The sequence below is a fragment of the Streptomyces durocortorensis genome (assembly GCF_016901035.1).
Taxonomy (GTDB): Bacteria; Actinomycetota; Actinomycetes; order Streptomycetales; family Streptomycetaceae; genus Streptomyces; species Streptomyces durocortorensis.
Genome location: NZ_JAFEUF010000141.1, coordinates 1 through 19,306, shown reverse-complemented (window position 1 = coordinate 19,306; position 19,306 = coordinate 1). Strand labels below are relative to the sequence as shown.

The 19,306-nt window shown below is 72.4% G+C and carries 16 protein-coding genes; 9 read left to right on the top strand and 7 right to left on the bottom strand.

Going from position 1 to position 19,306, the window contains the following annotated elements; all coding sequences use genetic code 11:
* Positions 1-251: 251 nt before the first annotated feature.
* From JS521_RS23485 to JS521_RS23460, 6 genes are all read left to right on the top strand, one after another.
* Positions 252-419 carry a hypothetical protein gene (locus tag JS521_RS23485; protein ID WP_205084928.1) on the top strand — a complete coding sequence of 56 codons (168 nt, stop codon included), beginning with the start codon at positions 252-254 and terminating at the stop codon, positions 417-419.
* Positions 420-537: 118 nt separating this feature from the next.
* On the top strand, positions 538-2,985 hold the full coding sequence (locus tag JS521_RS23480; protein WP_239487724.1) for a DUF6624 domain-containing protein: 2,448 nt from the start codon (positions 538-540) through the stop codon (positions 2,983-2,985).
* Positions 2,982-4,256 carry a hypothetical protein gene (locus tag JS521_RS23475; protein WP_205084926.1) on the top strand — a complete coding sequence of 425 codons (1,275 nt, stop codon included), beginning with the start codon at positions 2,982-2,984 and terminating at the stop codon, positions 4,254-4,256. Before JS521_RS23480 ends, JS521_RS23475 begins: the two co-directional genes overlap by 4 nt.
* Positions 4,253-5,464, top strand: a complete 1,212-nt coding sequence (locus JS521_RS23470; protein ID WP_205084925.1) for a JmjC domain-containing protein — start codon at positions 4,253-4,255, stop codon at positions 5,462-5,464. Before JS521_RS23475 ends, JS521_RS23470 begins: the two co-directional genes overlap by 4 nt.
* The gene (locus JS521_RS23465; protein ID WP_307847939.1) at positions 5,436-6,893 is read left to right on the top strand and encodes a lanthionine synthetase C family protein; all 1,458 of its coding nucleotides are present in this window, start codon (positions 5,436-5,438) and stop codon (positions 6,891-6,893) included. Before JS521_RS23470 ends, JS521_RS23465 begins: the two co-directional genes overlap by 29 nt.
* A gap of 66 nt (positions 6,894-6,959) precedes the next feature.
* Positions 6,960-7,916, top strand: coding sequence for a 5'-nucleotidase (locus JS521_RS23460; protein ID WP_205084924.1), 957 nt, complete (start codon positions 6,960-6,962; stop codon positions 7,914-7,916).
* Positions 7,917-7,960: 44 nt separating this feature from the next.
* On the opposite strand, the gene proP is transcribed toward JS521_RS23460, so the two are convergent.
* From proP to JS521_RS23425, 7 genes are all read right to left on the bottom strand, one after another.
* Positions 7,961-9,475 carry a glycine betaine/L-proline transporter ProP gene (gene proP / locus JS521_RS23455; RefSeq protein WP_205084929.1) on the bottom strand — a complete coding sequence of 505 codons (1,515 nt, stop codon included), beginning with the start codon at positions 9,473-9,475 and terminating at the stop codon, positions 7,961-7,963.
* Between the two features lie 220 nt (positions 9,476-9,695).
* Positions 9,696-10,622, bottom strand: a complete 927-nt coding sequence (locus tag JS521_RS23450; protein ID WP_205084923.1) for a carbohydrate ABC transporter permease — start codon at positions 10,620-10,622, stop codon at positions 9,696-9,698.
* Positions 10,619-11,608, bottom strand: coding sequence for a carbohydrate ABC transporter permease (locus tag JS521_RS23445; RefSeq protein ID WP_205084922.1), 990 nt, complete (start codon positions 11,606-11,608; stop codon positions 10,619-10,621). Before JS521_RS23445 ends, JS521_RS23450 begins: the two co-directional genes overlap by 4 nt.
* 14 nt (positions 11,609-11,622) lie before the next feature.
* A complete protein-coding gene (locus tag JS521_RS23440; RefSeq protein ID WP_205084921.1) occupies positions 11,623-12,942 on the bottom strand; it encodes an ABC transporter substrate-binding protein in 1,320 nt (439 codons plus the stop codon).
* A gap of 124 nt (positions 12,943-13,066) precedes the next feature.
* Positions 13,067-13,843: a sugar phosphate isomerase/epimerase family protein gene (locus tag JS521_RS23435; RefSeq protein ID WP_205084920.1), complete on the bottom strand. Its 777-nt coding sequence runs from the start codon at positions 13,841-13,843 to the stop codon at positions 13,067-13,069.
* A complete protein-coding gene (locus JS521_RS23430; protein ID WP_205084919.1) occupies positions 13,840-14,862 on the bottom strand; it encodes a Gfo/Idh/MocA family protein in 1,023 nt (340 codons plus the stop codon). The genes JS521_RS23435 and JS521_RS23430 overlap by 4 nt, the downstream gene beginning before the upstream one ends.
* 51 nt (positions 14,863-14,913) lie before the next feature.
* Positions 14,914-16,047 (bottom strand): GntR family transcriptional regulator, encoded by a 1,134-nt coding sequence (locus JS521_RS23425; RefSeq protein WP_205084918.1) that lies wholly within the window; start codon positions 16,045-16,047, stop codon positions 14,914-14,916.
* A 121-nt stretch (positions 16,048-16,168) separates the two neighbouring features.
* Here JS521_RS23425 and JS521_RS23420 point away from each other — a divergent pair, with 121 nt between their 5' ends.
* The 3 genes from JS521_RS23420 (at position 16,169) to JS521_RS23410 (ending at position 19,245) form a co-directional block, all read left to right on the top strand.
* Complete coding sequence (locus JS521_RS23420) at positions 16,169-17,206, top strand: NAD-dependent epimerase/dehydratase family protein (protein ID WP_205084917.1); 1,038 nt, start codon at positions 16,169-16,171, stop codon at positions 17,204-17,206.
* Entirely contained in the window at positions 17,206-18,267 is a 1,062-nt protein-coding gene (locus tag JS521_RS23415; protein ID WP_205084916.1) for a dihydrodipicolinate synthase family protein, read from the top strand. The genes JS521_RS23420 and JS521_RS23415 overlap by 1 nt, the downstream gene beginning before the upstream one ends.
* A 72-nt stretch (positions 18,268-18,339) precedes the next feature.
* Entirely contained in the window at positions 18,340-19,245 is a 906-nt protein-coding gene (locus tag JS521_RS23410; protein ID WP_205084915.1) for a polysaccharide lyase, read from the top strand.
* Positions 19,246-19,306 lie beyond the last annotated feature (61 nt).

Here is a 19,306-nt window from a genome sequence, read left to right as displayed (position 1 = left end):
CGGTGGGGGGTGGCATGGGACCTCCTGGGGCGGGAGACGGGTGCGCCCGGGGCCGGTCGGCGGCTCACCGACGTGGAGGGGGCCGGAGCAGTGCCCCGACCGTAGAGGAGTGTGACCTGCGTCGCATAGATGTCTACCGGCCAGTAGTGCTCTCACGCCGGAGTCACACCCGCGTGCGCACATTGACAGGTGCATGACGCATTGTTCTACTGAGTGGCGGATCAATTGGCCAGTACGGGAGGAGGATATTCATGCAGGCAGTTGAGGAAAAGGTCCAGGGCGGAACGGACCGGAACGCCGATGAGGTATTCGATCTGGTGATCGGCGATCTGGAACAGGAAATTCCGCCGCTCGCCTCTCCGACGAACTCGGGCAGCGGCACCGCCTGTGGTACGTGCGCGGGCGTTTACTGCTGTTGACGCGTGTCGGGTGGCGTCGGCCTGGTCCGGCGTCACCCGGTCGCGCCGTCCGTCCATCGGTGACGAGTCGGAGGCTGCTGTGCCGGATTCCCCTCTGGACCCCCGGGCGCTCTGGGAGATGCGAGCCCCGGGCGAGGCCTCCGGAACGGGCGCTGACCGGGGTATGACTCCCCAATTGTCACCAGTGGCACGGCGGATGGTCGACGCCGTCCGCAAGGGCGAGGCCGGCGGCATGTTCCCGCCCGTGGTCGCCGCGGGCCCCGAGGGGACCGTCGCGGTCGACCGGCTGCTCGGCGGCGAGAGCGACGCGCGGATGATCGAACACGCCGTCCGCGACCGGCGGTTCGCGCCGCTGCTGGATCTGTGGGACCGGCTCGACGGCTGGTGCGCCCTTTCCCGGCAGCGCTATTCGTCCGTTGTTTCTCCCGAAATAATCGACATCACGAACGCCGACCTGTTCGGACCCGTGGTATCCGAGGCATTCGTCGCCTGTGCCGCCGGGAGACCGTACTACGCCCGCGACCGGGTGGCCGAGTGGGCGATGCGCTGCGAGGAATTCCTGACGCTCTTTCTCGACCGGTTGCTCCGGGACATGGACGCTTGCTGGCCCGGTGAACCGGCGTTCCGCGGCCCGGTCGTCGGACTCTGGACCCACGGTGAGGAGACCCACAACGGACGCCAGCGTGTCCTGCGTCTCGACTGCGCGGGCGGGGGCCGGATCGCCTACAAGCCGCGTCCGGCCTCCGGCGAACTGCTGTTCACCAAGGCTCCAGGAGCCGGTGGGACCGCTTCCGCCTCGCTGTTCGACCTGCTCAACCAAGCGCCCGCCGCGTCCGGCGGGATCCGGCTCCCCGTGCTGTCCTGCTGGCCCGGGGCCGAGCCCGGCTACCTCTGGCAGGAGTGGATCGAACCGCCCGCCCAGTGGGGGCCGATCCGCACCTCCGGTCCGTGGGAGCTGACCGGCACCCGGCTGACCCCGAAGGAGTCGGGGCGGTTCTGGCACCGGACCGGATCGCTGACCGCCGCGATGTTCGCCTTCGGGATCACCGACATGATCGGCGGCAACGTGGTCACCGGGACCAGACCCGGTGACCCGGAGCCGCTGCTCCACCCGATCGACCTGGAGATCTACTTCTGCCGGGTTCCGCGCCTCTACGACACCGGCCTCCTGCACGACGCGACCGCCGAGATCGACCAGCACCACGTCGGCCTGGAACGCACCGCGCGCTGGTGCAGCGCCGAGGGCCCGCCGGTGGTCTGGAGCCCGCGGCCGACGGGCGCGCTGAGCCTGCACCGCCGCCGGGTCTCCTTCGCCCGGGACGAGACCAGGAACGTCGTCGCCGACACGGACGGGCGGACCGGCTACGGGCCCTACCTCCCGGCCATGCTGCGCGGCATGTTCGACGCCTGGACACTGATGTGCCGGCAGCGGCCCGCCATCCGGGACTTCCTGGCGACCGCCACCGCCGGCCACTACGTCAGGGTCCTGCGGCAGCCCACGTTCCGGTACTTCGACGCGCTCGTGCCCCGCTGGCTGTCCGGGGGCGGGGCCGCACCCCGCCCCGCCGAACCCGACGTCCGCTTCGACCGTCCCGAGACCGACCAGCTGCGGCGCATGGACGTGCCCTACTTCGTCCGCTCGCTGGAGGGTGGCCCGGTGCTGAGCGTCGAGCCCCCGCCCGAGCCGTTCGGCACGTCCCGGGTCGCGGCCCGGCCGGAGCCCGAGGGCGGCTGGCCCCCGCTGCCCCGGCTGCTGGAGGGGGAGAACCTCACCCTCGCCGGTCTCGGGGTGGCCCTGCGGGACGCAGTGGAGCACGTCTTCGACGATGTGACCGACCACGTCGTCACCGACGCCGCGCTCGGCGTGCGGCTGCATTTGCAGAGCCCCTCCGAAGGCCGGGTCTCCTTCGACTGGCCGGAGGCCGGACGGCGGATCACCTACCTCTGGGACCGGCAGAAGGTGCGGCTGAGCGTCGACCCCATCGACGCGCCCGAGGCCCTCGTCGAGCCCGCGCCCGCCGGGGAGATCCGGCGCAGACTGCTGCGGCTGGACCGGCTCGACGGCACGATCCGGATGCCCTGGGCCGACGGTGGCATGCGCGACGAGAGCGCGGAACGCCGGCTGCGGGAACTGACCGACGCCGGACTCGCCTGGCTCACCACGGTCGTGGCCGACCACGGATGGCCGGGGCACTCCCTCGTCGGCGCGGAGGCGGCCGCCGCCGCGAGCCGCCTCGTACAACACGCCAGGGAGCACCTCGACTTCCGCCGTCACTGCCTGGAGCTGATGCGGGGCGCGGCCGAGCGTCGTGATCTGCCGTGGCGTGAAGTCGCCTATCTCACGGACGAGTTGCGTGTCGACGAAGGACGCCCGCAGGTCTACGGGACCAAGTTCGAGCCCGTCGCGGGCGAGCTGGTGCCCTGGCCGATCGAGGAGCCGGAGCAGGTCGACCGGCGGCGCGCCGCGCTGGGCATGGAACCCCTGGCCGATCACACGGACCGGATCCGGCGGCGCTTCCCACTGAGGGACGCCGGGCGGACCCCGGCCGGAAGGGAAGCGACATGAGCACCCTCGCCCTCGAGACACGGCGGACACCACCCGACGGTGTCGACTGGGAGCTGTTCGGGCAGCGCTACTGGGAGCGGCGGCCCGTCCGACTGCACGCACGGCCCCCGTTCGGCCTCGACGCGGTCCACCCCCTGAACGTCGCCTCGTGCGCGCCTTTCCGCGCCGGAACCCGGTTCTGGGTGATGCCCGACGTCCGGTTCCTCGTCGGCGACGGCTGGCTGCGGGCCCCCGGGGCCCTTCTGCCGGACGCCACCGATCCGAGCCTGGACGCCTACCTCGACCGGCTCGACGCCGACAGCGGGCGCCAGGGCTACCTGCTGACGGTACGTCAGCCGCTCCTCCTGGACCACGCGCTGTGGTCCGCCGTACGGGACACGGTCAGCGGGCTGTGGCGGCAGGTCGGCTGGCCCAACCTCCCCGTCGTCGCCGAGGTCCTGACCGGCGACCGGTTCACCCAGCACGTCGGGGCGACCGAGGCCCCGACCCACGCGGCGCTGACCTGGGTGCTGCGCGGCCGGATGGACGTACGGCTGTGGGACGAGCGTGGCGGGCCCCCGCCCGAGGGAATCGCCGACCCGGACCGGGCGGTGCCCGGGGTGCGCACGTTGAGCGCCGGGGCCGGGGAGCTGTTGTACTGGCCCGGCGACCAGCGGCACGTGGACACCTACCGGGACCGGTGCGTCGCCCTGCGCCTGCGGATCCCCGTCGACCGGACCCTGCCGTTCACCGCCCTGCGGGACCTGCTCGCCGACCTGGTGCACGCCGGGCAGGGCAACGACGAGACCGTGCCGTACTTCCCCTTCGGCCCCGGAACCGGCATCGACGACCCGGACGGGGTGCTGCCCCGGCTGACCGGCCTCGGGGACGACCTGCGCACGGTCGTGGACGGCGAACACCTGCGCAGGACCCTGCGGATCCGCTGGGCCGCGCTGCGCTCCGCCGCCGGCCTCGAACCGATCCCGGTGCCCCGCGAGGGCGTCGCGATCACCCGGTCCACCCGCTTCCGTCGCACCGGCGAGATCGTCCGGATGCCCGACGGGCCCGCACACGAGGTCTGGGCGGTGGAGGGGAACGTCTTCACCCTGCCGCGAGCGGCGGGCGACCGGGTGTACGCCGCACTCGGCGACGGAGAGGAGACCGGGGCCGACGAGGTCTGCCGCGCGCTGGCCGCGGGCGACGACGACCGGAACGCGGCGACGGTGCTCGCGCTGCTCGACAAGCTGTACCGGCTGCGCGGCATCGACCTGGCCGAGGAGGCGACACGATGACGCTGACCGTCGAGAAGTCCTTCGACTGGGACACCTTCACCGAGCGGTTCTGGGACCGCCGGCCCGTGCTGTACAAGGCCGTCGACGCCGTGCCGTTCGCCGAGTCCGAGGTGTTCCGGGCCGCCGTGCTCGGCAGCCGCCCGCCCCACCCGCTCGCCGTACCGGGCAACCTCCAGTTCCTCGTACGGCGACGGCAGCAGACCAGGCCGTACGACTACCTGCCCGAGCTGTCCGACGGATCGTTCGACGGCTACGAACAGCGCATGGCCGACCGGCTGGGCGGACAGCGCTACGCCCTCGTCGTCCACCGCTTCCACTCCTTCTCCCACCCGCTCTGGGACCGCGCGCAGCGGTTCTACGCCGGACTGTGGGAGCGGGTCGGCCAGCCCACGCACAGCGCGGGCTCCACGATGTTCCACGGCTCCTACGAGCACAGCCCGGTCGGCGTGCACCAGGACCGTTTCGCCACCTTCATGTTCTGCGTACGCGGCACCAAGCGGATGCGGTTCTGGGCGGAGCGCCCGTGGTCGGACCCGGTGCACACGGTGCTGGACTACCAGCCCTACCTGGCCTCCTCGTTCGTCGCCGAGGTCGAACCGGGCGACCTTCTCTACTGGCCCTCGCGCTACTACCACGTGGGGGAGAGCACCGGGGACGCTCCGGCGACCAGCGTCAACGTGGGCATCCCGCGCCGCGAGCACCGGCCCTACTACGAGATCAAGGACCTGTTCCGGGGTACCCTGCCCGCCGCGTCCGCCCCGCTGTTCACCCCGGACGCCGCCCCGGGCGGCCGCCTCGCCGCCGAACTGCCCGCGGCCCTCGCCGACGCGGTGGACGCCTTCGCGGCCCGCCTGGACGAGGACCGGTTCGCCGACCGGGCCACCGAGCTCGCCCTGCGGGTCAGGACGGCGGGCGGCTTCTGGCCGACCGAACCGCCCGCCGAGCCGCGCCCCCTGGACGACGACACCCCCGTACGCGGCTGCGCCTCCCTGCTGCCCGCACCCGGCGAGGCCCCGCGCCGCTGGGCCGCGGGCGGCCAGGTCACCTCCGGCGCGACCACCGCCGAAGCCCTCGCGGTGCTGCGCCGGCTGGACGCCGGGGAGGCGGTACGGGTCGGCGAACTGCCCGAGCCCGGCCGCGCCGAGGTCCGCCGCCTGCTGGAGGAACTGGAGAGCTTCCGTGCCGTCATCCGCGTCGACGCCCACTGACCGTGACCCCCGCGAGCCGGCGGGCGGGGAGGCCACCGCCGGAAACGACCGCTCGCCGTCCGAGCCGGTGGGCGGGGAGGCCGCCGCCCGGACCGACCGCGAGCCGGCGCACCGGGAGGCCGCCGCCCGGGTCGTCGCCGAGGTCGCGGACCGGCTGGCCGACCCCGAGCGGGTGGCCCGGATCGCGGGTGCGCCGGACAACCTCATGCACTACCCGGGCGACCCCCAACCCGTGTGGGATCCGCTCCAGCTCTCCGACGGACACCCCGGAGCAGCCCTGCTGTACGCCGAGTTGGCCGTCACGTACCCGGCCCTGCGCCACCGGTCCCACGCACACCTGTCAGCAGGGCTCGCGGCCGGGATCAGGCCGGTGCCCCAGTCGCTGTTCGGCGGCATGGCGGCGCTCGCGTACGCCGGGCACACGACGGCCGTCGGTTCCGGCGGCTACACCGCGATGCTCGCCGGACTGGACCGGCACATCCTCGACCGGGTCCGCAGCCGCGCCCGCGCCGACCTGGAGCGGACCCGCGCCGGGGATCCCGCCGGAGCGTGGAGCCGCTACGACGTCCTCGCCGGAACCGCCGGGATCGGCCGCTATCTGCTGGCCCGCCACCTGGCGGCCGAGGGGCAGGAGGCGCGGGAGGCGGCCGGGGCCGCGCTGACCGACGTGCTCACCTCCCTCGTGGCCGTGGCCACCGCCGACGACATCACCCGGCACGGCTCCCGGCTGCCCGCGTGGTGGGTCACCGAAGGGCTGGACCACGGGCTCCCCGAGCACGTCAACCTCGGCCTCGCCCACGGTGTCCCCGGCCCGCTGGCCCTCCTCGCCCTCGCCTGGCGGGCAGGGGTCCGGGTGGACCGCCAGGACGAGGCCGTCGAACGGATCATGGCGCTGCTGACCCGCCTGCGCACCCGTGACGGGGCGGGCCCGCGCTGGCCGCACCTGATGTCGCGGGAGCGCATCGAGAAGAGGGAGCCGCCGGAGCGCGGACGGGACTCCTGGTGCTACGGAGCGGCCGGCGCGGCCCGCGCCGTCCACCTCGCCGGAACCGCCCTGGACCGGCCGGACTGGCGCGCCGACGCGGAGGCGGCGCTGCGCGGGGCGCTGACGGTGGCGAGCGACGAGTCGATCCGTGACTCCGCGCTGTGCCACGGCTGGGCCGGCCTCCTGCAGATCGTGCTGCGCACCGCCGAGGACACCCACGACCCGGAACTCCACGCCACCGCCGACCGCTTGGCGGCCCGCGTGCTGGACGGATTCGACCCCGGGGCCCCGTTCGGCTTCCGCTACGCCCACGCGCTCGCGAAGCGTCCACTGGACCGCCCCGGCTTCCTGGAGGGGGCGGCGGGCATCGCCCTGGCCCTGCACACGTACGCCACCGGCCGTGCACCGGTCACCTCCTGGGACGGCGCCCTGATGCTGAGCTGAGCGCGGTCGTACGCCGGTGCGATAGTGAGGGGCCACGCCGTCAGGCCCCGACCGGAGGAATCGTCCGTGCACTACGAACTCGCCGACCGGCTGGTCATCGGGATCGCGTCCAGCGCTCTCTTCGACCTGACCGAGTCCGACGCCGTCTTCCGGGAGCAGGGCGAGGAGAGCTACCGCGCCTACCAGGAGCAGCACGTGGGCGATCCGCTCCGCCCGGGGACCGCGTTCCCCTTCATCCGCCGCCTGCTGTCGCTGAACGACCTGGGCGACGCGGACGACCCCCTGGTCGAGGTCATCGTCCTGTCCCGGAACGACCCCGACACCGGGCTGCGGGTCATGCGCTCCATCGAGAGCCACCAGCTTCCCATCAGCCGGGCCATCTTCATGCAGGGCCGCTCGCCTCACCGGTTCATGCCCGCGCTCAACATGTCCCTGTTCCTCTCGGCGCACGAGAGGGACGTCCGGGAGGCGGTCGCCGCCGGGCTGCCCGCCGGGCACGTCCTGGGCGCCCCGTACGAGGACGACGCGGACGACCACGACCTGCGGATCTCCTTCGACTTCGACGGGGTCCTGGCCACGGACGCGTCGGAGCAGGTGTTCCAGGAGGGCGGGATCGAGAAGTTCCGCGCCCATGAGGTCACCAACGCCGGGGTGCCGCACGACGCCGGGCCGCTGCGGGACTTCCTGGCGAACGTGAACCGGATCCAGCAGCGGGAGGAGCGGGAGCGCCGCAAGAACCCCGACTACCGGATCCGGCTGCACGTCTCCATCGTCACGGCGCGCAACGCGCCCGCGCACGAGCGCGCGGTGCAGAGCCTCAAGGGGTGGGGCGTGACCGTCAACGACGCGTTCTTCCTCGGCGGCATCGACAAGGGCCGGATCATGGGCATCCTCAAGCCGCACATCTTCTTCGACGACCAGCAGGGCCACCTGGCCAGCACCTCGCGGACCACCCCGAGCGTGCACGTGCCGTTCGGGAAGCTCAACGAGCCCGCGGCGGCCCCCGCGGTTCCGGACGCCTGAGCGCGTAAGGGATCGCCTTACGTGTACGGGCCCGCCGCCCGCCGTCAGTGCGGAGGCCCCCGCCACAGGTTCCGCACCCGCAGCCACACGTCGCGCGCCTGGCGGCCCGCCGCCGTCCGGCTCCGTGCCACCAGTTCGCGGGCCTGCTCGGGCGTCTCCACCATCGGGCCGGAACCGCGCAGCGGCCGGCCCGCCGTCTCGTGCAGGAAGAACGTGGCCACCAGGCCGATCACCCCGGCCACCATCAGGTAGTACGCGGGCACCATCTCGTTGCCCGTGGCCTCCACCAGACCCGAGACGAACAGCGGGGTCGTTCCGCCGAACAGCGACACCGAGATGTTGAAGGCGATCGACAGGGCTCCGTACCGCAGCCGGGTCGGGAACAGCGCGGGCAGCGTCGAGGCCGCCGTCCCCGCGAAGCAGACCAGTAGCAGCCCGAGCACCGCGCACCCCAGCGCCGGCAGCAGGATCCCGCCCTGCCGGATCAGCAGGAAGGCCGGCGCGGCCAGCGCGATCAGGGCCACGCTGCCCGCCATGAAGACGGGTCTGCGGCCCCACCGGTCCGAGGTCCGTCCCACGGTGGTGATGAGCAGCACCACCAGCAGCATCGTGCCGAGGACCAGCAGCTGCGAGGTGGTCTCCGGCTCGCCCAGGGTGGAGGACATGTACGTGGGCAGATAGGACGTCACCATGTAGTTGGTGACGTTGTACAGCAGCACCAGACCCATGCAGATGAGCACGGCCTCCCAGTGCTTCGTGAAGATCTCCTTGAGCCGCCCCTTGCCCGACTGCCGGGCCTCCTCGACCGGATCGTCCCCGGAACCGGATCCGGAGCGCGACTCGGCGGCCTGGTACGCCTCCTCCTTCTGGAAGGCGGGCGTCTCCTCCAGCTTCAGCCGCATGTACAGCCCGATGATGCCCATCGGGCCCGCGACGAAGAACGGAATGCGCCAGCCCCAGTCCGTCATCCCGTCCGTGCCGAGAACGGCGGTGAGCACGGTGACCAGACCCGAGCCCAGCGAATAGCCGACGAACGTGCCGAAGTCGAGCCAGCTGCCGAGGAACCCGCGCCGCTTGTCGGGGGCGTACTCCGCGATGTACGTCGTGGCGCCCGCGTACTCACCGCCGGTGGAGAAGCCCTGCACCAGGCGGCAGACCAGGAGCAGCAGCGGGGCCGCGAAGCCGACCGCCGCGTACGTGGGCAGGAACCCGACGGCGAAGGTGCTCGCCGCCATCATGATCATCGTGAGCGCGAGGACCTTCTGCCGCCCCACCCGGTCGCCCAACGGCCCGAAGACCAGACCGCCCAGCGGGCGTACCAGGAAGGCCGCCGCGAAGGTCGCGAACGTCGACACCACCTGGGCGCCCGGCGAGCTGGAGGGGAAGAAGACCTTGCCGAGCGTCCCGGCCAGATAGGCGTAGACCCCGAAGTCGAACCACTCCATGGTGTTGCCGAGGGCCGCCGCCGTGACGGCACGCCGGACCTTCGGCGGGTCGGTGACGGTGACGTCTTCCTCGCGGAACGACTTCTTCCGCCGCCGGATGAGGGTGCGGACCATGCGTTCCACGGCCACGTTGTCACGTTCGCGCCGGGGAGTACGCCCCCGGCGTGCAGGTCCCGCCATCGGTCCGCCCTCTCCGCCCGCGAGGACGGCCGCCGCGGTGGGGCACGGGGCGTCCCGGAGCTCAGCGCCTCCGATTCTGGTCCCGCGGTCCCGGTCCGGCCTCCTGGGCGGTGCGCACGGGTGAGGGGTACGGGGGAGTGACCCGGCGGCGCGCCTACTTCACGCTGCCCGCGGTGAGCCCCGACCGCCAGTAGCGCTGGAGCAGCAGGAACGCGATCACCAGCGGCAGCAGGGCCAGCAGCGAACCGATCACCATCAGCGGGTAGTAGTCGGGGTTGATGGGGGCGGCCGCGTTCCAGCTGTACAGGCCGAGGCTGAGCGGATAGAGCGACTCGTCGGACAGCATGACCAGGGGCAGGAAGAAGTTGTTCCAGATCGCGGTGAGCTGGAACAGGAAGATCGTCACATAGCCCGGGGCGATCATCCTGAGCCCCACCGAGAAGAAGCTCCGCAGCTCGTTGGCCCCGTCCACCCGCGCGGCCTCCAGCACCTCGTCGGGCACGTAGGAGGCGGAGAACATCCGGGCCAGATAGACGCCGAAGGGGTTGAACAGCACCGGGATCAGCACCGACCACACGGTGTTGGCGAGACCCAGGTCGGAGGCGAGCAGATACATCGGCAGCGCGAGCACCGTCGCCGGGACCATCACGGATATCAGGATCAGCGCGAACAGCGGGCGCTTCCCGGTGAACTCGAACTTGTCGAAGACATAGCCGGCGGCGGTGCTGATCAGCGCTCCGACGGCCGCGCCGCCGACCGCGTACAGCAGGCTGTTGCCGTACCAGCGCAGATAAGCCCCGTCGTCCTGGGCGAGCAGCGTCTCTATGTTGTCGAACAGCGCGAAGTGGGACGGGTCGAAGAAGTCGGAGGCGAACAGCGCCTCCGAGTCCACCGCGGAGGCGACCAGCAGCCAGAGCAGCGGCAGGAGCGCGTAGAGGGCGCTCACCCCGACCACGAGGTTGGCCGCCGCGGGACCGTACCAACCGGTCCTGCGCGGCCGGGCCGGAGGGCGGCGGGTGCTGGGCGAGGAGACGTCCGGCGTGCTCGACGCCGGCGGGGTGGTGCGGACCGACGTACTCACGGGCGGGCCTTTCTCGAAGAGGTGACACGTGTCTTCCGCCGCGCCGAACCGGCCGAACCACGGGTCACGGCGAAGGACAGGACACAGCAGACGATCAGGAGGAGGACGGAGGCGGCGGAGGCCAGGCCGTAGTTGTTCCGGGTGAACGCGGCGTCGAAGATGTACATGTTGGGCGTGTAGCGCGGGCTGATCAGCGGGGTGGCCTTCGCCAGCAGCATCGGCTCGGTGAAGAGCTGGAGCGCGCCGATGGTCGTGAAGATCGCCACCGTCGAGAGCGTGGAACGCACCAGCGGCACCTTGATGGTCAGCGCGGTGCGCACCGGCCCCGCCCCGTCCATCGCCGCGGCCTCGATCAGCTCGCGGGGGATGGCCTTGAGCGCGGCGAAGAAGATGACGGCGGTGTAGCCGAGACCGCTCCACAGCGCGATGTTCACCAGCGACGGCACGATCATCGTCAGGCCCAGGAAGTTCACCGTGATGTCGAGCCCCTGGAGGGCGTCCAGCACGGGGGAGATCCCCGGGGTGTAGAGGTACAGCCAGATGACCGTGGCGATGATGCCCGGCACCGCGTGCGGCACGAACAGCACGGTTTGCGTGAGCTGCCGGGCCCGGATCAGCCCCGAGTCGAAGAGCAGCGCCAGGGCGAGGGCGCCCACCAGGACCAGCGGGATGAACACCACCGCGTAGAGCAGGGTGATCCCGACACCCCGGACGAAGCTCGGATCGGACAGGACGGCGGCGTAGTTGCGCAGCCCGGCGAAGGACGTACGGGCGTTGCCGAAGCCCAGGCCGCTGTGCGAGGTCGAGAAGAAGCTCAGGTAGACGGCGTACAGGGTCGGGACGACGAACACCGCGACCAGCAGAACCCCGAACGGGCCGAGGAGCGTGGAGACGGCCAGCCGCTGCGGACGGCGCGCACGGCGGGAGTCGGTGGCGGTGCTCGTGCCTTCGGCAGCGGTGCTCATACTTTCGGCGGCGGTACTCATGCTTGCCTCACGACTCATGCTTGCCTCACGGAAAGACCCAGGCTGCGCAGGTCGGGCAGCGTCTCGGATTGGGCGGTGCGGAGCGCCTCGGCGATGGTGGTGCCGTACTCCAGCCGGGCCAGCCCCAGGTGCAGCGAGGTCGCGGTCGCCTGCATGCGCGGCCCCCACGTCCAGCCGGTACGCAGCAACTCGGCCTGCTGCTCCACGAGTCGGTAGACGTCCTGACCGCCGAAGAACGCCGTGTCGAACTCGCGGGAGGCGTTGGCCACCAGGCTCGCGTCGGCGGGCAGGATGCTGGAACGGCCGCCGGAGAGACGGGCGGTGATCGCCTCGGGCGCGGTGGTCATCCACTCCAGGAACCGCATCGCGCGCTCCTTCTTGTCGCTCCCGGCGGTGATGGCGTGCACGGAGACCCCGTCGGTCCCCACCACGTCCTCGCCGCCCTCCCACCGGGGCAGCGGGGCCACCCGCCAGCGCCCCGACGTGCCCGGCACGGACCGGACTAGGGCGGCGAGCCCCCACGGCCCGACGAGGTGCGAGGCGACCCGCCCACCGGCGAGCGCTGACAGCCACTGCTGGCTGGAGCCGGGGGCGAACATCAGCGCGTCCTCGTCGACCAGCCCCTGCCAGAACTCCGCGACCTGCCGACTGGGTTCGCCGAGGAAGTCCAGCACCCAGGCGTCGTCCTCGATGGCGAACCACTGCCCGCCGCTCTGCATCGCGTGCCCGGCCAGCACGTTGTACGCGTTGGGGTGGAAGGTCGCCAGGTCGACGCCCGCGTCCCGCTTCAGCCTGCGGGCCGCATCCCCGAACTCCTCCCAGGTGGTGGGCGGTTCGATACGGTGCCGGGTCAGGATGTCCTCGCGGTAGGCGAACAGCATCGGGCCGAGATCGACCGGAATGCCGTACGTCCGCCCGTCCAGCACCCCGTTGGTCCACGCCTGCGGACCGAGCCGCTCGCGCAGCCGGGGCGTGACGAGGTCGGTCACGTCCGCACAGACACCGTCGATGGCGAAGGACGGCAGATCCGCGTCGACGAGCGTCACGATGTCCGGCGCGTTCCCGGCCCGCGCGGCGTTCGACAGCTTCGCGTTGCCGCCCGCGAGCCCCGAGGTCATCGGCGAGAAGTCGACAGGTTCGTCCGGGTGCAGCTCGTTCCAGGCCGCGACCAGGGTGTCCGTGCCGCGCAGCGCCGACCACAGGGTCAGCGGGCCGTCGGGGCCGCTCGGCCCGGCATCGGAGCCACCGCCGCACGCGGTGGCGGTGACCCCGGCGAGGGCGGTCCACAGGCCGGCGGACAGCAGAGCCCGTCTGCTGGGGGCCGGCCTAGCCATGGCGGACACCCGGGGTGGCTGCGGTGACGGTGGGACAGGAATGACGCATGGGGGAACCCCTTTTCATGGGAAGGGAACGGGGAGGGAAAGGGAGAGACGGTGATGGGCGCGGGTGCGGGTGCCGTCAGGCGGCGTCGAGGACCCGGTGAAAGGCGGGGAGCGCCTCGGCGAGCGGAGCCGCCTCGGGGTACCAGGCGCGCTCCCATTCGAGGCTGATCCAGCCCGCGTAACCGAGGCGGCTGAGCTGCGCCAGCACCCCGCCGAGCGGCAGCACGCCCCGGCCGGGGACGACCGGTCGCAGATCGGTGGGCGAGGCGACGTCCTTGAGCTGTACGTGGCGGAGCCAGGGCCCCAGCAGTTCGGCGGTGCGCTCCGGGGCCTCGCCCGCCCGCCACGGGTTGACCGCGTCCCACACCGCCCCCACAGCGGGGGAGCCGACGGCCTCCAGGATCCCGGCCACCTCGGCGCCCGTCAGGAACACGTCGTGGGTCTCCAGGGCGATACCGACCCCGGCAGCCTCGGCGATCGGCGTGGCCTCGGCCAGATGGCGCACCGCCCGCTCCCGCCGCCCGGCCGCCCGCTCGGCTCCGCCGCCGAAGACCCGCACCTGCCCGGCGCCGAGGCGGGCCGCCAGAGCGATGTGCCGGGCCAGCCGGTCGACCACGTCCGGCTCGTCGGCGGCCACCTGGACGTACGAGGCGAGCACCGGCACCGCCAGGCCCGCCCGGCACAGCGCCTCCGCGAGGCGGTCCGCCGCTGCCGGATCCAGTTCCGGGTGCACCAACTGCCCTTCTGCGCATCGCAGTTCGACGCCGGTGCAGGGCCCGGCGCGAGCCAGCCGCACCACCTCGTCCAGGTCCGCGCCGGGGCAGCCCAGGGTGCTGAACGCCCGGGGGCTCACGGGGCGACCCGCTCGGCGGCGACATCGACCCGCTGCCCGCGCTCGGCGGAGGCGTACACCGCGAGCGCGGCGGCGACGACGCTGCGGCCGTACGCCCCGTCGACGTAGTGGCCCGGCCCTCCGCGTGCCGCCGCCACGAACCCGTCCAACTGATCTCGGAACGCCTGCTGTTGATGGCTCGGATCGGACCTGAGGAGGTGGGTGGCCTGCCCGTCGCGGAGCACGAAGAGCCCCTCGGTGGCGGAGATGCGCAAGGTGGCCTCGTCGAGCACGACCTCGGTCTCGTCGAAGTACGGCATGCCCCGACTGGTCAGTGCGATGCTCGCGTTGATGCCGTTGGCGAGTTCCACCAGCGCCAGGGCGTCGGTCTCCACGTCGAGGCCGGGCCGGCCCCGCACGACCCCGCTGACGCGGCGGACGGTGGATCCGGCGAACAGCTGGATGCGGTCCAGGCCGTGGGTGCCGACGTTGAGGACGATGCCCCCTCCGGCGACCGCCCGGTCGAAGAACCACGGCGGACGGGAGCCGGGTTCGTAGTGGGAGGAGCGCCGGTGCGTGATGAGCAGCGGCTGCCCGTACCGGCCGGAGGAGACGATCGCGCGGGCCTCGCGGACGACGGGATCGAAGTGGATGACGTGGGCGACGGCCAGCAGCGTCCCGGCGGCCTCGCACGCGTCCGACATCAGCGCGCAGTCCTCGGCGGTGGTGGCCATCGGCTTTTCCACCAGGACGTGGAGCCCGGCGCGCGCGGCCTCGACGGTCATCGGGGCGTGCAGTGCGTGCGGCGCGGCGATCACGACCGCGTCGAGGGCCGCGTCCGCGAACATCGCCCGGTGGTCGCTGTAGACCGGTACCGCGGCGGAGTCGGCGAGCGCCTGGGCCGCGGGACGGTTGGTGTCGCAGATCGCCGCGATCTCGTAGTCGGGGGCGCCGGCGGCCGCGTGCACATGCGCGGCGCCGACACCTCCCGCGCCGAGGACGCCGATACGGACCCGGCCGGCGGGGGGGGCGGGGGGCATAGGGATCTCCAGGAGAGGTGAGGTACGGGGCAGCAGGAGGGAGGGAAGCGGTCAGCGGTCGCGTGGCGTGGCCCCGCAGGACGCGCGGACGATCAGGCGCGGCTGCACGTCGATCCGGTGGGACACCGCCCCGGGGCCGAATTCCATACGGCGCAGCAGCAGTTGGGCGGCCAGCGCCCCGACCTCCTCCTTGGGCGGGGAGACGGCCGTCAGCGGGATGTCGCCCACTTCGGTCACCTCGTCGTCGTACGCGACGACGGCGAGATCCCCGGGGACGGACAGGCCGTGCCGCCGGGCCGCGACCACCAGGGCCGCCGCGTCCCGGTCTCCGTGGCAGAACACCGCCGTGATCCCCGCGTCCGCGCAGTGCCGCGCGTAGTCGGCGATGCCCTCGGGGGTCCAGACGTCCGCGCGGGCCACCGCGCCCTCCACCACCTCGGCGCCCAGCAGCGCCGCGGCCTCGTCGAAACCGCGCGCCACGGCATTCGACGTCCCGGTGCGCAGCCGCCCCAGGTGACCGATCCGCTCATGGCCGAGCGAGCGCAGATGGCGGACGGCCAGACAGACCCCGCCCGGATGATCCGTGGCCACGTAGGACGTGGGATCGTCCGGCGCCGGGGCGGACGGACGCCGCTCGACGAGGACGTACGGCACGGTGAGCCGCCGCAGGTCGTCCACGTACTCCTGCGGCTCGTCCAGCAGATGGAGATTCGGCACGAGCAGCAGCCCCTGCACGCCGCTGTCGAGCATCGCCCGCACCTCGTCGCGCTCGATGCCGAGGTCGTACTTCGAGGAGGCGAGGACGGTTCCGACGCCGGCGTCCCGCAGTACCCGCTGGATGCCGTCGACGACCCGCGGATAGTAGTACGTCGTCGACGGGACGAGCACGCCGACCAGGCGGCGGCCCTTGGGGGAACCGGCCTCCGCGGGAGCGGCCTCGGGCGGCGGCGACACAAAGGTGCCCGCCCCCTGCCGCCGTTGCACGATCCCCTCGTCGACGAGTTCGCTGACCGCCCGGCGCAGCGTGTTGATGCTGACAGCGAGCGTGTCCGCCAGCTCCCGCTCGACGGGCAGCTGTGTTCCCGGCGCCCAGGAACCGCTGGTGATCTCCCTGCGCAGCCGCTCGGCGGCTTGCAGGTATTTGGGGCCACGAAGGAATGAATCCTTCTCCTCTGCCGATTTCATGCTGTGGAGATTGCAGCAATCAACCTCTTGCGTCAACCAGTTGGCGGTGCTTTTGTAACCCCAGCGTCAGGAAATGCAGAAATTCATTCCTTTTAAGGGAATGAATTGGGTGGGAGAATTCATGCAGGAAGAACTCCGCAGCTGCGTCCCGGAACTCGAGGAGGAGCTGGGCCGCCCGGGACCGGCGCTGGTGGCCGAGGCCGCCGACTGGCCCGGCGACGTCGTGGTCCTGGGGGCCGGCGGCAAGACCGGGGCGGGCATCGCCTCGATGGCCCGCCGGGCGCTGGACGCGGCGGGCCGTGGCGATGTCCAGGTGCTGGCGGTGTCCCGGTGGACGGACGCGCGGGGCCGGGACGGGCTGGGGAAACTCGGTGTGCGCACCGTCGTCGCGGATCTGTCGGATCCCGCCGCCGTGGACGCCCTGCCGGACGCGGCGGTCGTGATCCACCTGGTCGGCGCGAAGTTCGGCACGGCGTCCGCGCCCGAACAGGCCTGGATGACCAACACGGTGCTGCCCGCCTTCGTGGCCCGCCGCTACCGCGCGTCCCGCACCGTCGCGCTCTCCACCGGCAACGTCTACGGAATGACCGCCCCGGTCACCGGCGGCTCGCGCGAGAGCGACGAGCCCCGCCCCGTCGGCGACTACGCCGTCACCTGCCGGGGCCGGGAGCAGGTCTTCACCCACGCCGCGCGCACCGCGTCCACCCCGGTCGCCCTGATCCGCCTCAACTACGCGGTGGAGCCCCGCTACGGCGTCCTCGCCGACCTGGCCCGCACCCTGCTCGCCGGACAACCGGTCGACCTCGGGGCGGGCGCGGTGAACGTCGTCTGGCAGCGGTACGCCAACGAGGTCGTCCTGCGCAGTGTCCTCCACGCCGCGACACCCGAGCCGTTCGTCCTCAACCTGACCGGGCCCGAGACGGCAGGCGTACGCGCCCTCGCCACCAGGCTGGCCCACCACCTCGACGTCGTACCGGAGTTCACCGGCCAGGAGCCCGTCACGAGCCTGCTCGCCGACGCCACGCACTGCCACACCCTCTTCGGCTATCCGGACCACACCCTCGGTCAACTCATCGAACGTCAGGCCCGATGGATCACCGGGGGCGGCGAACTCTGGGACAAGCCGACCAAGTTCGAGCGACGGGACGGTGCCTTCTGATGCCCGCTCCGCTGGCTCCGGAGACCGCCGCCCTCCTGCACCGGGGAACCGTCGTCCCCGCCCACCCCCTCGCCCTCACCGCCGGCCGCACCCTCGACGAACGGCGGCAACGCGCCCTCACCCGCTACTACCTGGAGGCGGGGGCAGGGGGAGTGGCGGTGGGGGTGCACACCACCCAGTTCGCCATCCGCGAGCACGGACTCTTCCGGCCCGTCCTCGAACTCGCCGCCGAGGAAAGCGCGCCGGCCGCCGCGAGCCGCCCCTTCCTCCGGATCGCCGGAGTCGCCGGACCCGTCCGCCAGGCCGTCGAGGAGGCCGCCACCGCCCGCGCACTCGGCTACGACGCCGTCCTCGTCTCGCCCGCCGGGCTCCCGCACGCCACGCTCGACGACCTTCTGGACCGCAGTGCCGCCGTCGGCGAGATCCTCCCCGTCATCGGCTTCTACCTACAGGAAGCCGTCGGCGGGCGCGAACTGCCCCGCTCCTACTGGCGGGCGCTCGCCGACCAGGAGTCCACCGTGGCGGTCAAGGCCGCCCCCTTCGACCGCTACCGCACGCTGGAGCTGGTCCAGGGCATCGCCGACTCCGGCCGGGGAGCCGAGGTCGCCCTCTACACGGGCAACGACGACACCATCGTCGCCGACCTCCTCACCCCGTACCACGTGACCACCCCCACCGGACCGGCCGTCCGCCGCTTCGTCGGCGGGCTGCTCGGCCACTGGGCCGTCTGGACCCGCTCGGCCGTCCGGCTGCTCGCCGACGTCCACGCCGCCGACGCCGGGGACGAGCAGGCCCGGCAGCGGGCGCTGACCCGGCTCGCCGGGGACACCGACGCCAACGCCGCCGTCTACGACGTCCGCGGCTCCTTCGCCGGAGTCATCGCGGGCGTCCATGAAGTACTGCGCCGCCAGGGCCTGTTGACCGGCACCTGGTGCCTCGATCCCGCGGAAGGCCTCTCGCCCGGACAAGCGGCGGAGATCGACCGCGTGCACATCGCCTACCCCTGGCTCGCAGAGGAGGACGCGTTCATCGCCGGCGCCCTGCCGCGCTGGCTCGCCTGACATCACCCCGCACCCACCCACGGGGAGACGCCCGCCCCACCTGGCCTCCCCACCCCACAGGGAAGAGGAACGATGAAGACGAAAACCCTGCTCCTGACCGCCTCGGCCGCGCTGCTCGTCCCCGCAGCCGTCCTGGCCCCGCAGGCCACCGCCGGACCCGCCCCGGCGGCGAAGGCGCCGACGTACAAGGTCAACACCTTCGAACGCCCCGCTGCCGGAAACGGCTACCCGCTCGGCCAGTGGGCCGCCGACGGCTGGACCGCGCCCTGGCAGCAGGGCATGGAGACCCGGGCCCGCATCGACAACACGACACCCGCGCACGGCGGTTCGAAGTCGCTGCGCATCCACTACCCCAAGGGCAAGATCGGCCCCGAGGACTCCGGGGCGCAGGCGCCCTTCGCCCTCACCAAGGCGCGCGAGTACTACCTCTCGTTCTGGGTGAAGTTCAGCGGCGACTTCAGCTGGGGCACCACCGAGTACGCCGGCAAGGTCGGGCTCGGACTCGCCGGCGGGGCCTCCTGCTCCGGCGGACAGGTCTGCGACGGCACCAACGGCTTCAGCTCCCGCATGATCTGGCGGCAGAACAACGGCCAGGCGGCCGTGTACTACTACCACATGGGCCACGCGGGCCAGTACGGCGACTACGCCGTCCTCAAGAAGAACGGCGCCGACATCCACTGGCCCAAGAACCAGTGGGTCAACGTCGCCCAGCGCGTCAAGGTCAACACCGTCACCGGAGGCAACGCCAACCCCGACGGCGAGATCGAGGTCTTCTACAACGGGCAGTCCGCCGCCAAGGTGACCGGCCTGCGCTTCGTCACCAACAACGACCAGGTCGACCGCGCCTACTTCTCCAGCTTCGCCGGCGGAGCCACCCCCTCCTTCGCCCCGAACAACGACAACAGCTTCATCTGGTACGACGACCTCAAGGTCTCCACCGACCGCAACGACATCTGCGAACTCAGCTCCTGCAGCTGACCCGCACGTCGCCGGGGGGGGGGGGGGGGGGGGGGGGGGCGGCCGGCCGGGGCCCGCCCCG

What these genes read in the sequence shown, in the direction of transcription:
- JS521_RS23485 (WP_205084928.1), top strand. Translation starts at nt 252, where the DNA reads ATGCAGGCAGTTGAGGAAAAGGTCCAGGGCGGAACGGACCGGAACGCC.
- JS521_RS23480 (WP_239487724.1), top strand. Translation starts at nt 538, where the DNA reads ATGCGAGCCCCGGGCGAGGCCTCCGGAACGGGCGCTGACCGGGGTATG.
- JS521_RS23475 (WP_205084926.1), top strand. Translation starts at nt 2,982, where the DNA reads ATGAGCACCCTCGCCCTCGAGACACGGCGGACACCACCCGACGGTGTC.
- JS521_RS23470 (WP_205084925.1), top strand. Translation starts at nt 4,253, where the DNA reads ATGACGCTGACCGTCGAGAAGTCCTTCGACTGGGACACCTTCACCGAG.
- proP (WP_205084929.1), bottom strand. Translation starts at nt 9,475, where the DNA reads ATGGTCCGCACCCTCATCCGGCGGCGGAAGAAGTCGTTCCGCGAGGAA.
- JS521_RS23445 (WP_205084922.1), bottom strand. Translation starts at nt 11,608, where the DNA reads ATGAGTACCGCCGCCGAAAGTATGAGCACCGCTGCCGAAGGCACGAGC.
- JS521_RS23440 (WP_205084921.1), bottom strand. Translation starts at nt 12,942, where the DNA reads ATGGCTAGGCCGGCCCCCAGCAGACGGGCTCTGCTGTCCGCCGGCCTG.
- JS521_RS23430 (WP_205084919.1), bottom strand. Translation starts at nt 14,862, where the DNA reads ATGCCCCCCGCCCCCCCCGCCGGCCGGGTCCGTATCGGCGTCCTCGGC.
- JS521_RS23425 (WP_205084918.1), bottom strand. Translation starts at nt 16,047, where the DNA reads ATGAAATCGGCAGAGGAGAAGGATTCATTCCTTCGTGGCCCCAAATAC.
- JS521_RS23420 (WP_205084917.1), top strand. Translation starts at nt 16,169, where the DNA reads ATGCAGGAAGAACTCCGCAGCTGCGTCCCGGAACTCGAGGAGGAGCTG.
- JS521_RS23415 (WP_205084916.1), top strand. Translation starts at nt 17,206, where the DNA reads ATGCCCGCTCCGCTGGCTCCGGAGACCGCCGCCCTCCTGCACCGGGGA.
- JS521_RS23410 (WP_205084915.1), top strand. Translation starts at nt 18,340, where the DNA reads ATGAAGACGAAAACCCTGCTCCTGACCGCCTCGGCCGCGCTGCTCGTC.